General features: G+C 49.4%; 12 protein-coding genes and 3 tRNA genes. 9 read left to right on the top strand and 6 right to left on the bottom strand.

Features of this window, described 5'->3' with window-relative positions; translation table 11 throughout:
* Positions 1-4 precede the first annotated feature (4 nt).
* Complete coding sequence (locus tag GMA8713_RS15740) at positions 5-2,425, bottom strand: ABC transporter permease (RefSeq protein ID WP_062711959.1); 2,421 nt, start codon at positions 2,423-2,425, stop codon at positions 5-7.
* The gene (locus GMA8713_RS15735) at positions 2,422-3,099 is read right to left on the bottom strand and encodes an ABC transporter ATP-binding protein (RefSeq protein WP_062711956.1); all 678 of its coding nucleotides are present in this window, start codon (positions 3,097-3,099) and stop codon (positions 2,422-2,424) included. The genes GMA8713_RS15740 and GMA8713_RS15735 overlap by 4 nt, the downstream gene beginning before the upstream one ends.
* On the opposite strand from GMA8713_RS15735, the gene GMA8713_RS15730 reads away from it, so the two are divergent.
* The 3 genes from GMA8713_RS15730 (at position 3,098) to GMA8713_RS15720 (ending at position 5,904) form a co-directional block, all read left to right on the top strand.
* Positions 3,098-3,706: an arylesterase gene (locus GMA8713_RS15730; protein WP_062711953.1), complete on the top strand. Its 609-nt coding sequence runs from the start codon at positions 3,098-3,100 to the stop codon at positions 3,704-3,706. The genes GMA8713_RS15735 and GMA8713_RS15730 overlap by 2 nt on opposite strands.
* Before the next feature lie 7 nt (positions 3,707-3,713).
* The gene (locus tag GMA8713_RS15725; protein WP_062711949.1) at positions 3,714-4,541 is read left to right on the top strand and encodes an SDR family oxidoreductase; all 828 of its coding nucleotides are present in this window, start codon (positions 3,714-3,716) and stop codon (positions 4,539-4,541) included.
* Between the two features lie 508 nt (positions 4,542-5,049).
* Positions 5,050-5,904: a thioredoxin family protein gene (locus tag GMA8713_RS15720; protein ID WP_062711946.1), complete on the top strand. Its 855-nt coding sequence runs from the start codon at positions 5,050-5,052 to the stop codon at positions 5,902-5,904.
* A 32-nt stretch (positions 5,905-5,936) separates the two neighbouring features.
* Here GMA8713_RS15720 and cueR read toward each other — a convergent pair whose 3' ends face one another.
* Positions 5,937-6,335, bottom strand: coding sequence for a Cu(I)-responsive transcriptional regulator (cueR, locus tag GMA8713_RS15715; protein WP_002541295.1), 399 nt, complete (start codon positions 6,333-6,335; stop codon positions 5,937-5,939).
* Positions 6,336-6,448: 113 nt separating this feature from the next.
* On the opposite strand from cueR, the gene GMA8713_RS15710 reads away from it, so the two are divergent.
* The 3 genes from GMA8713_RS15710 (at position 6,449) to GMA8713_RS15700 (ending at position 10,713) form a co-directional block, all read left to right on the top strand.
* Positions 6,449-9,202, top strand: coding sequence for a cation transporter (locus GMA8713_RS15710; protein ID WP_062711943.1), 2,754 nt, complete (start codon positions 6,449-6,451; stop codon positions 9,200-9,202).
* Between the two features lie 159 nt (positions 9,203-9,361).
* On the top strand, positions 9,362-9,796 hold the full coding sequence (locus tag GMA8713_RS15705; protein WP_046307252.1) for a DUF411 domain-containing protein: 435 nt from the start codon (positions 9,362-9,364) through the stop codon (positions 9,794-9,796).
* Between the two features lie 50 nt (positions 9,797-9,846).
* Positions 9,847-10,713, top strand: coding sequence for a TraB/GumN family protein (locus GMA8713_RS15700; protein WP_062711940.1), 867 nt, complete (start codon positions 9,847-9,849; stop codon positions 10,711-10,713).
* A 291-nt stretch (positions 10,714-11,004) separates the two neighbouring features.
* Here the strand turns inward: GMA8713_RS15700 and GMA8713_RS26850 are convergent, their stop codons facing one another.
* Positions 11,005-11,145 carry a DUF3149 domain-containing protein gene (locus GMA8713_RS26850; protein WP_002541291.1) on the bottom strand — a complete coding sequence of 47 codons (141 nt, stop codon included), beginning with the start codon at positions 11,143-11,145 and terminating at the stop codon, positions 11,005-11,007.
* A 257-nt stretch (positions 11,146-11,402) separates the two neighbouring features.
* Between GMA8713_RS26850 and GMA8713_RS15695 the strand changes: the two genes are divergently transcribed.
* From GMA8713_RS15695 to GMA8713_RS15685, 3 genes are all read left to right on the top strand, one after another.
* Positions 11,403-11,479 (top strand) — tRNA-Pro (locus GMA8713_RS15695).
* 138 nt (positions 11,480-11,617) lie between these two features.
* Positions 11,618-11,694 (top strand) — tRNA-Pro (locus GMA8713_RS15690).
* A 137-nt stretch (positions 11,695-11,831) separates the two neighbouring features.
* Positions 11,832-11,908: transfer RNA gene (locus GMA8713_RS15685), tRNA-Pro, on the top strand.
* A gap of 189 nt (positions 11,909-12,097) precedes the next feature.
* On the opposite strand, the gene GMA8713_RS28445 is transcribed toward GMA8713_RS15685, so the two are convergent.
* Positions 12,098-12,223 carry a hypothetical protein gene (locus GMA8713_RS28445; RefSeq protein ID WP_269747454.1) on the bottom strand — a complete coding sequence of 42 codons (126 nt, stop codon included), beginning with the start codon at positions 12,221-12,223 and terminating at the stop codon, positions 12,098-12,100.
* A gap of 285 nt (positions 12,224-12,508) precedes the next feature.
* On the bottom strand, positions 12,509-13,327 hold the full coding sequence (locus tag GMA8713_RS15680; protein WP_062711937.1) for a Cof-type HAD-IIB family hydrolase: 819 nt from the start codon (positions 13,325-13,327) through the stop codon (positions 12,509-12,511).
* Positions 13,328-13,363: the final 36 nt, after the last annotated feature.

Below are 13,363 nucleotides of genomic sequence, written 5' to 3'. Positions count from 1 at the left end.
AGCATCAACGCTTCAATGGCTCTAACAGCCCACGAAGCATCCAGGCTACTGTCAGGAAGACCAGTCCGACAGCCAATGTCGGTAAGCTCAGCCAGACCTCCGGATGCAAACGAACCGGTAGCTCAACGCCCCACTTCAATAGACCAGCCATAGCAAGTTCTGCACCACCAACAGCCATACAGCCTGATACCAGCGCCATAATGCCGTATTCAGCCCAAAGCGTGGTGTTGATGCGCTTTTTGCTCGCCCCGAGCGTCCGGTAAAGCATGATTTCACGCTGACGTTCGGCAAGTGTAATCCGAAGCAGTGTCAGCAAGAGCAATAAACCACTGGCTACCGCCAATCCCGCCAATACTGACAGCGACAGGCTTACTTGTTTGAGGATCACCTGTATTCTTCCGCTCATGGTGCGTAGATCCAGCAAGGTCACCGTTTGGTAATCACGTCCCAGTTGGTTGAGGATATCGCTCTGACTATTTTCCAGTCGGAAACTTACCAACCAGTTTGCAGGTAAGTTCTCCACCAAAGCCGGGTCAAAGATGAAGTAGAAATTGGGCTTCATATTGCGCCATTCCACATCACGAATCGAGTTCACTTCCGCCGTAAATTCCTGGCTGTTAACGTTAAACGTCAGCTCATCACCAAGGCGAAGTCCCAGCCTTTCTGCAATGCCAGATTCCACAGACACGCCACCTTCACTTGGCCATGAACCTTCCAACAACTCATTATGAGTTGGCAAGGTGTCGCGCCAGGTGAAGTTGAGCTCGCGGCGAAGCGCTTCATCCCGCTCTTCCCTGTCTGGGGTCAGCTCAGCATAACGCTGACCATTCAGGCCAACCAAACGACCGCGGATAATGGGATAAGCCTCTGAACGTTCCAGATTGTTCGCGTCAAGACTGCTGACGTAATCATCCAACTCGCTTTTCGCAATGTTCAACGCGAACACGTTTGGTGCATTTTGTGGCAGGGTTTGCTGCCAGTCATCAAGTAAGTCGGTACGGAGCAACCAGATAATCGAAAGCAGCATGAATGACGTTGCCAGCGCGCCAAGCTGCGCGCCACTTGATGCCGGATTTCGTGTTATTCGACTGAGCGCCAGTTTGAATGCAGGCTGTTTAACGCGTTTCTGCGCGACTTTCAGCACCATAACGCCAATCGCCGCCAGAAGGCTGAGCATCACCACCAAGGCCGCCAATACCAGCCAAAGCAAACGGTTATCATAAGACCATGCCACCAACGCAAGGATTGGCACTGCCGCTAGTAACCAGCTCCAGGGATTCTTCCTCGCGCGTACTGCGCTTTGTTCCTGCAACACACTCATAGCAGGCGCTTCAATCAACCGGATAAATGGAATACCGAGTGCTGGCAGTGCCACCAGCAGAGCAACCATAGGGCCAAGCACCCAAGGCAGATAACCATAGCTCGGTAAGGGTGACGGCAGCACATCTACCAGCGGTAACCGTAGGAGATATTCAAGCGCCGCACCGAATCCCAGGCCAAGCACGGTTGCCATCAACATCAGCATCAGAAGCTGTCTACCGAGCCAACGTCTAACCCAACTGCGCTGCGCACCAAGGCTTTTCACCATGGCAAGTGTCTGGGTGCGACTATCCACATAGTGCTGACAAGTCAGGAGTAAGGTCGCCGCGGCCATAATGATGACCAACACCACTGTTAAAGAGAGGTAACCGCGGCTTCTATCCAGCATGTCGCCCGTCCGATCTCCGGTATTTTCATCGATCCAGCGTTGTCCGTCGATCGGCGTGTAAGCGGTCTTTACTGCTTCAAGGTCGCTGCTGTCACCACGGAAGAAATAGCGGTAACTCACACGGCTTCCCGGACGCACGACTCCTGCAGCAGAGACATCGCTCAGGTGCATCATCGCCGCCGGCATTTGACTGAACGGATTGAAGGACAGTTCAGGCTCAGAAATGATTTTACCGCTAACTGTCAGGGTTAAATCACCGACATCAATTTTGTCGCCCAAGCCCACGTCAAGTAGCGTGAACAGGCGTTCTTCCAGCCAAAGTTCACCGGGTTTGACGCTGTCTTGGATCGCATCCGCACTTTCAAGCTCCAAAGCGCCACGGAGCGGGTAGTTACTCTCTACCGCTTTCACGCTGATGAGCTGCATTTCATTGTCACTAAATGCCATGGTGCCAAAACGAGTTTGGTCAGAGCGCTCAACATCAATACTGTCAAAATTCTGCAGTGTTTGCGGTGCCAGAGGCTGGTTACTTCGAAGCACCAAATCAGCCGCCAACATGGAACGGCCTTGCTGGGTGAGCACAGATTCAATGCGTCCTGCCAGTGCAGACAATGCAAACACACAGGCGATGATCAGCGCCAGTGCAGCAACGACAGGCCAAAGCTGTCCGTGGAAGAGTTCGCGCCAAGCCCAGCGCCAGACAAGACTTTTCCTCATGCAGCCCCCGCCAATTCGCCCGCGTTGAGATGCAGGGTGCGATTGCATTTCTCTGCCAATGCCGGGTCATGGGTGACCAGAATGAGGGTAGTACCGTGATCGCGGTTGAGTGAAAAAAGTAGGTCGATAACCTTAGCAGCAGTATGCTGGTCAAGATTACCTGTGGGTTCATCTGCAAACAGGACATTAGGACGTGTCATAAAGGCGCGGGCAATCGCCACACGTTGTTGCTCACCACCAGAAAGCTGTGAAGGAAGGTGAGTTTCACGCCCTTTTAGTCCGACCGACGCCAGAAGCTCCAATGCCCTTTCTTCGTCTTCATCATCACCTCGTATGGTGCAAGGAAGAAGCACATTTTCTAACGCCGTGAGGGAGGGTACCAGCAAGAAACTTTGGAACACAAAACCGATGGAGTCGGCACGAAGCGCAGCACGCGCATCATCATCAAGCTGGCTCAATGGCTTACCCAGAAGTTCGATTTCACCGGCTGATGGCGTATCCAATCCGGCGAGTAATGTCATAAGGGTTGATTTCCCTGCACCAGAAACCCCAACTAAAGCAATACTTTCGCCCTGCTCGACCTGAAGGGAAACATCCTGCAGAATGGTCAGAGACTGTGCATTCGTCGTCACTATTTTTGAGACGTTACTGGCCCTGATCACTGGAGTTGTCATGATTCGTATCCTTTCTTTTTGTCTTTTGATTGTCAGTCACAGCGCCGCATCGCAGACGCTTCTTGTTCTAGGTGATAGCCTTAGTGCCGGTTACCAAATGGCGATCGAGAAAAGCTGGCCTAGCCTGATTGAACCTAAGCTGACGGAAATCAGCAAGATCACTTCCGTCGTCAATGCCAGTATTTCAGGTGATACTTCTGGAAACAGTCTCGACAGACTCCCCGCCCTGCTGGAACAGTACTCACCTGACTATGTAGTGATTGAACTGGGTGCTAACGATGGACTGCGAGGCTTTCCACCCAAGCAGATACGCAACAACTTGTCTGAATTGATCAGTTTAAGCCAGGAAAACGGTGCGCAAGTCATGCTAATGCAGATCCAGATCCCACCCAACTATGGTCAAAGATACAGCAAGGCTTTTGCTGATATCTATCCGGAATTAAGTAAAGAAATGCAAATTCCACTCATTCCGTTCTTCATGGAGAAGATCGTTTTGACCAAAGGCTGGATGATGGCAGATGGTCTGCACCCCAAAGAAATCGCTCAGCCTTGGATCGCTGAATTTATGGCAACACAGATGCTGCCACACATAAAAGAGCAAGGATAAAACAAAAATGAAAAACGCCGTATTGATGACAGGGTGTTCGACCGGCATCGGCTATGTCTGTGCCCATGCACTGGCAAAGCAGGGATTTGAAGTGATTGCATCATGCCGGAAACTGGAGGACGTCGAGCGTCTTGCAAAGGAAGGACTCACTTGCATTCACCTGGACCTTGCCGACAACAACAGCATTCTTAGCGCCGTAGAAGAAGTCAGATCACTCACGGATGGAAAGCTATTGGGCCTGTTTAACAATGGCGCATATGGCCAGCCCGGTGCACTTGAAGACCTACCGACCGATGCATTGAGAAAGCAATTTGAAACCAACTTCTTTGGCTGGCACACGCTGACACAAGCCGTGATTCCGATGATGATGGCTAACGGCAAAGGTCGTATTGTTCAGAACAGTTCCGTTCTCGGTTTCGTCGCACTGAAATTCCGCGGCGCATATAACGCCAGTAAATTTGCTGTTGAAGGTTGGACAGATACTCTTCGTTTAGAACTCGCAGGCACCCCGGTAAAAATCAGCTTGATTGAACCTGGTCCGATTGAAACCCGTTTCCGCGCTAATGCACTGGAGGCGTTTTACCGTTTCATTGATATCGAAAGCAGTCGCTTTAAGAGAGATTACCTCGCCCAGCGAGATCGAATGGAAAGCGAAAACTCCACCAACAAATACACACTGCCTTCAGAATCAATTATCGATCCTTTGATTCATGCGCTAACCGCGGAAGAGCCTAAAGTCCGATACCGGGTCACCAAACCAACCCATTACATGGCCTGGTGTAAACGTCTTCTGCCTTCAAAAACACTCGATAAAATTCTTGCGAAGGGTAGGTAAAATCCCTGCTCTACTCGCAAAAAGAAACATTTCGGGCAATTTATGCCCAATTAGTCTCAAAATCGTGACGTTAAAACTTTATTTCCGCGTTCATTTTTCTGTCATAAAACCGCGTTATTCTCTCTCATGTACCGTGAAACACCTGCCCCCCAACTTCCACTTCGATGTGATGCGTGTCGGATCAGGCCGTGAACAGGGATACAAAAAGAACAAATACCCCAAAAGGAGCCGGACTATGTCCTTAAGTCAATTGAACTGGCTCTGTTTGAGTGTAACGCTGGCAATATTGCTTGTGTTTTAAGTCAGCGTTTCACATCGACGAGCGCAAAAGAATGAAGGCCACTGAAATTCCAGTGGCCTTTTTCGTTGCTATGTCAGACAACATCCAATCAGTGATTTGATCCAGCAATAATCAATATTTATCGGCGCTTTACCGGATAATGCCTTGAATTTTCATGTTGTCCCCCCCACCTTTACACCAAAGAACTTCTAACGCTCAGGCAATACTATGCAACCAAATTATATTGTTGAACTTAACGAGCAGAACTTTCAGCAAATCCTGGAAGGCTCCGTTGAAACTCCTGTCCTGATCCACTTCTGGGCACAAATGAGTCCTGAGAGCACCGAGATTGTTCCGGCGCTGGAAAAACTGGCACACGAATATGCAGGCGCATTTACGCTGGCCTTGCTTAACTGCGAACAGCAGCAGATGCTGGCTTCCCAGTTTGGTGTGCGAGCACTGCCTACTATTGCCCTGTTTAGCAATGGCCAGCCTGTCGACGGCATTGCCGGACCACAGACTGAAGATACCGTGCGTGAAATGCTGGTTCGTCATCTTCCAAGCCAGGATGAAATGACCTTTAAGCAAGCGCTGGCGTTAATTGCTGAAGGTAAACATACCGAAGCACTACCATTGCTGAAAACTGTTGAAGCAGCATTAGGCGATACAGGCGCACACAAGCTTGCGGTTGCTGAGTGCTATGTTGAAGCGCAGCAGTTCGACGATGCGGAAGCGTTGCTCGCTAAGGTGTTAATGCAGGATCAGGATGCACAGTATAAAGCCCTGATGGCAAAAGTAGAGCTTCACAAGCAAGCTGCCGACACCCCTGAAATTCGTGAACTGCAGGCGGCCTTTGAGGCCGATGCGGACAATAAAGATCTGGCCTACGAATTAGCTATCCAATACAGCCAGGTCAATCGTCAGGAAGAAGCCTTGGAACTGTTGATTGGCCTACTGCGCAAAGACCTGAACTTTGCCGATGGTGACGCGAAAAAGACCATGATGGATATTCTGGCTGCATTGGGTCAGGGCAACGAGATTGCCAGCCGTTACCGCCGACAGTTATATTCGCTACTCTACTGATTTCCCATTTTAAAAAGCGCTCCGGCGCTTTTTTATTTCCCATCAGCCGAGGACAAAGCTTCGATGATTGGACAACAGGCGCTGTCGTTACCCGGGCAGGTGCTCGCCAATGATTTCAATGACTTTTTCATGGCCTGAAGTTCTTTTATTTTGTCGTCTATCTCTGCGATTTTCTCCAATGCCTTTTGCTTTACATCCGCACTTCGACGGTTAGGGTTTCGCGACATATCCAATAGCGTCTGACACTCTTCCAAGCTAAAGCCCACCAAGCGCGAACGACGGATCATTTGCAACTCATTAATGTGCTTTTGACCATAAGCCCGATAACCATTCTCCAGGCGTGCAGGTTCACTAATGATCCCCTTTTGTTCGTAGAAGCGAATCGTCTTTGGTGTCAGTCCTGTCGCCTTGGCAATTTCATTGATTTTCATGCCTCACTCCCCGTCTAAAACTCACGCTTGACCTTACAGTTGATGGAAGGTTTATTCTACGGAATTATGAACAGTCCATACCTGAGACCGCAAGTAGATTTATAGGTATCGAAATGACAGATACAGAACTGAACACTCGTGAGGAAGGCAAAGAAGCCGCCACATTTATCACGCTCCCCTTGTCAGGACTTAACTGCATGGGTTGTGCGCGTAAGGTGAAAAATGCCGTCGAGCCTATCGAAGGTGTGTCAGTGGTAGAAGCCGACAAGACCTCCCTAACGATCAACGCAGATGCGCCTTTAAGTGCCGTTATCAGTGCAGTTGAATCACTGGGTTATCAGGTGGGAACGACCACGGCACTTCCTTTGGCAGGGCTCAGCTGCGGACGCTGTGTTGCCAAACTGAAAGCCGCTTTTGAAGCTTCACCAAAGGTTTTTCTTGCTGATGTGACTAAGACCGAAGCTACCATCAACAGCGCACTGACACGGGAAGAATTGACAGCCATCGTCGATGCTACGGGTTATCAGGTTGCAGAAACCCAGAGCGAAACCACACACGTGGCTGAAATCACAGCAGCGCCAGAAGTTGCGCTCGATGATGCTCCGTCCGAACCGACGTTGAGTTCAAATTCAGCTTCCCAGCAATTTATTCTTTCCGGCATGACCTGCGCGAGCTGTGTGTCATCCGTAGAAGGCGCGATAAATGGCGTAACCGGTGTAATGGCGGTCAACGTAAACTTGGCTGAGCGCACTGCGTTTGTGTCCGGAGAAGCCGACGCCGACGTCATCATCAAAGCGGTAGAAGCCGCAGGCTATGGCGCAGAAGTGAGTGAAAGCGAAGAGACTCGCCGTGAGCGTCAGGCAGCCATGCATACCGCACAACTTGCAGAACACAAACGCAGCACTTGGTTGTCTCTGGGCTTAGGTGCACCACTGATGGCATGGGGACTGCTCGGCGGTTCAATGACCATTGAAAGCACCACCAGCCAGATCGGCTGGGGCATCATTGGCCTTCTGACCTTTGCACTTTTATGTACAGCGGGTAAACATTTCTTCGTAAATGCCATAAAAGCGGCACGCCATCATCGAGCGACCATGGATACCTTAGTCGCTTTGGGTACGGGTTCTGCTTGGCTTTACTCTGTTGCCGTGGTGTTTGCGCCAGACCTTTTCCCTGCACAAGCGCGTCATGTGTATTTCGAAGCCACAGCCATGATTCTGGGCCTAGTGACGCTCGGTCATGCTATCGAAGCCAAAGCGCGTGCATCGACATCTAAAGCGCTTGATCGCTTACTCGACCTACAACCACCAACCGCACTGGTCGTTGAAAACGGTCATGAACGAGAAGTTCCACTGGCAGCCGCACAAGCAGGCATGATGCTCAGGGTGAAACCCGGCTCAAAAATTCCGGTTGATGGTGTGGTTGAAGACGGCGAAAGCTATGTCGATGAATCCATGCTGACTGGCGAGCCGCTTGCCGTGCGCAAAACCGCAGGGGAAACGCTGCATGCAGGTACCGTGAACCAAAACGGTAGTCTGCTGTTTAAAGCCACCGGCATCGGTAGCGACACCATGCTGTCACGCATTATTCAGTTGGTGCGTCAGGCACAAAGCAGCAAACCGGCGCTGGCACGTATGGCGGATTCTATCTCGGCGATATTTGTTCCAACGGTTATGATCATTGCCATTCTGACAGCACTTGGCTGGTACAACTTTGGTCCTGATCCGAAGCTCAGCTTTATGCTGGTCACCGCGACCACTGTGCTGATTATCGCCTGTCCTTGTGCGCTTGGTTTGGCAACGCCAATGTCTGTCACAACTGGTGTTGGCCGTGCGGCTGAACTTGGGGTGCTCATTCGTGATGCAGAGGCATTGCAACATGCAGCCTCTGTGGACACTGTGGTATTGGATAAAACAGGCACCTTGACCGAAGGCAAGCCACAAGTGACGTCGATAATCAGCCTTGCACTACCAGAAGAGGAATTACTACGCATCGCTGCAAGCCTTGAACAGAGCTCTGAACACCCACTGGCAAAAGCTGTGCTGGATGCAGCAAAAGGTAAAGACATTGCCCTTGCATCAGTATCGAGCTTTGAAGGTATTCCAGGAAAAGGTCTGAGTGCCAACATTGATGGCGACACTTATTTTCTGGGTAACGCCCGCTTGATGGCTGAAAAAGGCATTGCGGTGGAAGACGGCCAAGCTGCCGCCAAACAACAGGCAGAACGCGGGGAAACTGCCGTGTATCTGGCAACAAGCACTGAGCTTCTTGGTCTTATTGGCATCAGCGACCCATTGCGTTCAGATTCTGCCAGCGCAGTAAAACGTCTAAAAGCTTTAGGCTATCAGGTGGTGATGCTCACCGGTGATCACCCGGATACGGCCAATCCCATTGCCAAACTGGCCGGGATTGAGAATGTGATTGCAGGGGTTTTGCCAGACGGTAAAGCGGATGTCGTCACTTGTCTGCAAAGCGAAGGTAAGAGAGTCGCCATGATTGGTGATGGCATCAATGATGCGCCAGCACTGGCTAAAGCTGAAGTTGGGATTGCCATAGGCAGCGGCAGTGATGTAGCCATTGAAAGTGCCCAGATGACGCTGATGCGTCACTCAATCGATGCCGCCACTGATGGGCTAACACTGTCCAAAGCAACCCTTCGCAATATGAAGGAAAATCTCTTTGGTGCATTTGTTTACAATTCTCTGGGTATTCCGATTGCTGCGGGTGTGTTATATCCCCTCACCGGCGCACTGCTGAGCCCAGTTGTTGCTGGCGCGGCCATGGCTTTATCGTCGATTACTGTCGTGAGTAATGCCAATCGACTGCGCTGGTTTAAACCACCTCAAGGAGGAAACCATGTTGGTTAATCTTGTTGGGTTTGGACTGATCGGAGCCATCATCTGGTGGTTCTGGCTGGCGGAAAAGAAAAATTAAACGCCGTCTAATTTAACGCTGTTTGCGACTACGCAACAGGCATTCGCCCCGGGTTAGTTTCATCACCTGGGGATAACATCGAGGAGAAAATGATGAAATCTAAACTTGCTGCACTGTCGTTTGCGCTGCTATCCACCAGCGTGTTTGCTGCTTCTGGTGTGACTTACAAATCTCCGTATTGTGGCTGCTGTAAAGAGTGGGTAAAGCACATGGAAGATAACGGCTTTGAAATGAAGTCCGAAGACCATGTGAACATGAACCCAATTAAGATGAAGCTTGGTATCAAGCCAGAGCTCGCTTCGTGCCACACTACTGTTATCGACGGTTACCTGTTTGAAGGGCACATCCCAGCAAGCGATGTAAAAGCCTTCCTTGAGCAAAAACCAAAGCTGGCCGGTCTTGCAGTACCAGGGATGCCAGTGGGTTCACCGGGCATGGAATATGGCGACCAGAAAGACCCATATGATGTCGTTGGCTTCTCGAAAAGCGGCATGACAGTCGTCTTTAACAGCCACAACAAAGACTGACAATTGATGGTGAAGCCTCCATACTGGACTTTCAACAGTATGGAGGCTTCATGTACCGCATTACTACCCTGCTTTTCTCGCTGCTTTTTAGCGCATTATCTTTTGCTGCCCCTCAAGTCTGGCAAGTGCAAAAAGGCGACCTTTCCTTTACCATCATGGGCTCTGTACACGCTGGCAAGCCAGAGTTCTACCCTCTTCCCGAGGTCATGGTCAGTAGATTCGAATCTGCCGATGGCCTTATCTTAGAAGCCGATATCATCAACGATAAATCTATTTCCATTCCCAAAGGAAAGTCTTCAGCCTCATACCTGACAGACGCCCAGAAAGAGACTCTTGAGCAAATCGCAGTAGAGACTGGTACACCTTCAAACGTGCTGCTTAATCTTCCTCCGTGGCAAGCAGCCATGGCACTCCAGCTATACCAAATCAACCAGTTGGAACTCCAACAACTGTTGGGTATTGATCTTTATTTCCTCTCTCGCAGCCAGAAACATTCTGTCCCCGTAATCCCACTGGAAACCGTTCAACAGCAAGTCGACTTGCTGGCCAATGCAGACAAAGATGGTTTGGAGCTACTGACAGACACTCTGGATTACTGGGAACTCTCCAAAGAGTTTATGCCGTGCCTGATCGATGCCTGGCAGTATGGTGACGGCGCGAAAATGGAAGAAATGGTAACGGTCATGAGCGGCGCAGGAGACTTCGAACGTCAGCTTATAGATGAGCGTAACCACAACTGGCTGGAAGCCCTCACTGACAGATCGCGTTTTGACAAAGGGAGTTACGTGATGGTTGTCGGAGCGCTACACCTTTATGGCAAAGAGGGCGTGCTGACGCTGCTGGAAAAAGCCGGTTTCGACGTAAAACTCTTAACGCAGGGTGAACAGGTCGATTGTAAAATCCCGGCCATTCCATGAACGGGTGAATCAGCCGCTCACCAGTACCTGAGTCACAATCATTGAGACCAGAAACAACAGAATAAACCAGATAACAATGGACTTTCTCATACCTTTTTCCTTACTGCGGTAAAGCCAGAATCTGGAGTAGTTTACCGCATACACGATGAGGAAAAGAGCACAATTGGAAGGTTTGTTACAAACAATAAGAGCAGCGGATTGCTGCTCTTATTAGAGGAATAAAAAGAAGCCGAAGTGCGTTGCTGCCTTCGGCGTAAGCAACCAAGTCTAAATTTAACTGGTTTAAGGGAATTATTGTGTTCCTGGCTCTTTCATCGCCTTGTAGACAAAGAACCCAGCCATGAAGCTAATCATGCCCAATGCAACAAAAATGACGATCATTGAGGAGAGGCCAATTGCGTTGCCGAAAAGTAGGTCTAACCAGAATTCCATTTTTGTATTTCCTATGTCTGTGAACGTTAAGACTAGGTTGCCAATTGGTGAAAGAATCAACGATGATCCAGATCAAGTGAAGCTCGTGTTAGTGGCACGTGACAATTCAAGTGTGTGTGTTGTCGCAATTTATTCTGGATTGGTGATCGTTTGAGCGAACGGTTCGTACCACGCAAAAATCCTGATAAAACACTTGTGTCTTAAGCGTGGATGAGTAATATAACCAACCTCTGAGACGCACAGCGAATCAGCATTGTCGGTGAATAGCGCAGTTTGGTAGCGCATCTGGTTTGGGACCAGAGGGTCGGGGGTTCGAATCCCTCTTCACCGACCACTCTTTCAAATCTTGAGCAATACGCTTGAGTAATATCGTCGGTGAATAGCGCAGTTTGATGGCGCATCCGGCTCTTGAGAATAGCGGACCAGAGGGTCACCCTCTAATAGCCGAATCTCAAGATACAAAACATATGTTCGGTGAATAGCGCAGTTTGGTAGCGCATCTGGTTTGGGACCAGAGGGTCGGGGGTTCGAATCCCTCTTCACCGACCACTTTTCAAGACTTGAGCGATAAGCTTGAGCAATATTGTCGGTGAATAGCGCAGTTTGATGGCGCATCCGGCTCTTGAGAATAGCGGACCAGAGGGTCACCCTCTAACAACGGAATCTCAAGATACAAAATATATGTTCGGTGAATAGCGCAGTTTGGTAGCGCATCTGGTTTGGGACCAGAGGGTCGGGGGTTCGAATCCCTCTTCACCGACCACTCTTCGAAGCCTCGCAGCAATGCGAGGCTTTTTCTTATCTGTTTCATTTTACGTCCGCAAACGTTCATGCGTTCCGCATGATGGGTCGGGTACGGAAGGCCGCCCCGCTCGACGGCAAGTCCCATCGAATCCCTCTTCACCGACCACTCTTTGAAGCCTTGCAGCAATGCGGGGCTTTTTCGTATCTATTACATTTTGCGTCTGCGGATGTTCATGCGTTTCGCATGATGGGTCGGGCACGGAAGGCCGCCCCGCTCGGATCCTTCTTCACCGACCACTTTTCGAAGCCTCGCAATAAACCGTGACTTCTTCATGGTGCTCTCCTGCTTTTTCTGTGGCAGAAAACTCCAGTTTAGACTGCCTCATCATAGGGGAAGTGGACAGAATCAGACTCAGTTGCTCAAACTACTGGGTAGGTTATATGAAGCAGTTTATTCCTAAATTGGCTGCGGAATCTCGGTTCTAAGAGTAATCAATGAGGACCTAAAATCACAAAATCCAACTTTATTAATATAACTCTTCATCATCTAACATTCCTCTTTAAAATTGGATGTTTATACTCAATAAAAGTCATTGGCACAACCAACATAAAAGACGACTTAAGAAAAGTATCGAATTCTCTCTCTTTGAAATATCTTCTCAATATACACGGCAACACCATCTTCATTATTGGTCAGGGTGACAGGGTTGTCGGGAAGCACGTTTTTTAAAGCAGCCATACTATTTGCCATCAATACACCTTCTCCACATGCTTTTAACATATCGAGGTCATTCATTGCATCACCGAAACCAATCGTATCTGTCATGCTGATCCCAATACCTCGTAAATACAAACTCAAGGTTTGAGCTTTGCTTATCCCCACACTGGTAATATCCACAGTATGATTACTCGACTGGCATACCTCGAGAGAACGACCAAACTCAGTCGATAATTGCTCACATAATGTTTTTGCTTTTTCTTCCGTTGTTTGTAAAAGAATTTTCAAAGACGGTACATGGACAATGTCTTGCTCACTAAGGTAATCAACAGTTAGGCCAGAGGCCTGAATATAATCTGCAAAAAAGTCGTTCTGTTTTACCATGTGCCATCCATCTGCCGAAAAGAATGTGTGATGCACATCCGGTGTTAAGGTGGCAGAAAAAACACTCTGCGCAAGTGAAAGGGGTATGGTATGCAACAACTCAGCATTAGCATTATTAGAGGTTTTGACCATTGCCCCATTGGAGGACAATATCGTCGCTTCAAAGGGCAACCCGGAGAGTACTTGCCTTGCATCCTGATCGGTTCGACCCGTAGCGAAGATCACTTCAATCCCCTCGTCAACCAATCCTTTGAGACAATGGGCCGTCCGGTTACTGACTTTTCCATTTTTGTTCAACAAGGTTCCGTCCAGATCACTGACGACTGCTCTAAACATTATTTTCTCCCTATAACAACTCAAATAGCAGGGCAA

This window comes from Grimontia marina, from assembly GCF_900060185.1.
GTDB lineage: Bacteria > Pseudomonadota > Gammaproteobacteria > Enterobacterales > Vibrionaceae > Enterovibrio > Enterovibrio marinus.
This window is presented reverse-complemented; position numbering and strand designations above follow the sequence as displayed.

What these genes read in the sequence shown, in the direction of transcription:
- cueR (WP_002541295.1), bottom strand. Translation starts at nt 6,335, where the DNA reads ATGAAAATCAATGAAATTGCCAAGGCGACAGGACTGACACCAAAGACG.
- GMA8713_RS15730 (WP_062711953.1), top strand. Translation starts at nt 3,098, where the DNA reads ATGATTCGTATCCTTTCTTTTTGTCTTTTGATTGTCAGTCACAGCGCC.
- GMA8713_RS15740 (WP_062711959.1), bottom strand. Translation starts at nt 2,425, where the DNA reads ATGAGGAAAAGTCTTGTCTGGCGCTGGGCTTGGCGCGAACTCTTCCAC.
- GMA8713_RS15720 (WP_062711946.1), top strand. Translation starts at nt 5,050, where the DNA reads ATGCAACCAAATTATATTGTTGAACTTAACGAGCAGAACTTTCAGCAA.
- GMA8713_RS15735 (WP_062711956.1), bottom strand. Translation starts at nt 3,099, where the DNA reads ATGACAACTCCAGTGATCAGGGCCAGTAACGTCTCAAAAATAGTGACG.
- GMA8713_RS15680 (WP_062711937.1), bottom strand. Translation starts at nt 13,327, where the DNA reads ATGTTTAGAGCAGTCGTCAGTGATCTGGACGGAACCTTGTTGAACAAA.
- GMA8713_RS15725 (WP_062711949.1), top strand. Translation starts at nt 3,714, where the DNA reads ATGAAAAACGCCGTATTGATGACAGGGTGTTCGACCGGCATCGGCTAT.
- GMA8713_RS26850 (WP_002541291.1), bottom strand. Translation starts at nt 11,145, where the DNA reads ATGGAATTCTGGTTAGACCTACTTTTCGGCAACGCAATTGGCCTCTCC.
- GMA8713_RS15700 (WP_062711940.1), top strand. Translation starts at nt 9,847, where the DNA reads ATGTACCGCATTACTACCCTGCTTTTCTCGCTGCTTTTTAGCGCATTA.
- GMA8713_RS28445 (WP_269747454.1), bottom strand. Translation starts at nt 12,223, where the DNA reads ATGAAGAAGTCACGGTTTATTGCGAGGCTTCGAAAAGTGGTCGGTGAA.
- GMA8713_RS15705 (WP_046307252.1), top strand. Translation starts at nt 9,362, where the DNA reads ATGAAATCTAAACTTGCTGCACTGTCGTTTGCGCTGCTATCCACCAGC.
- GMA8713_RS15710 (WP_062711943.1), top strand. Translation starts at nt 6,449, where the DNA reads ATGACAGATACAGAACTGAACACTCGTGAGGAAGGCAAAGAAGCCGCC.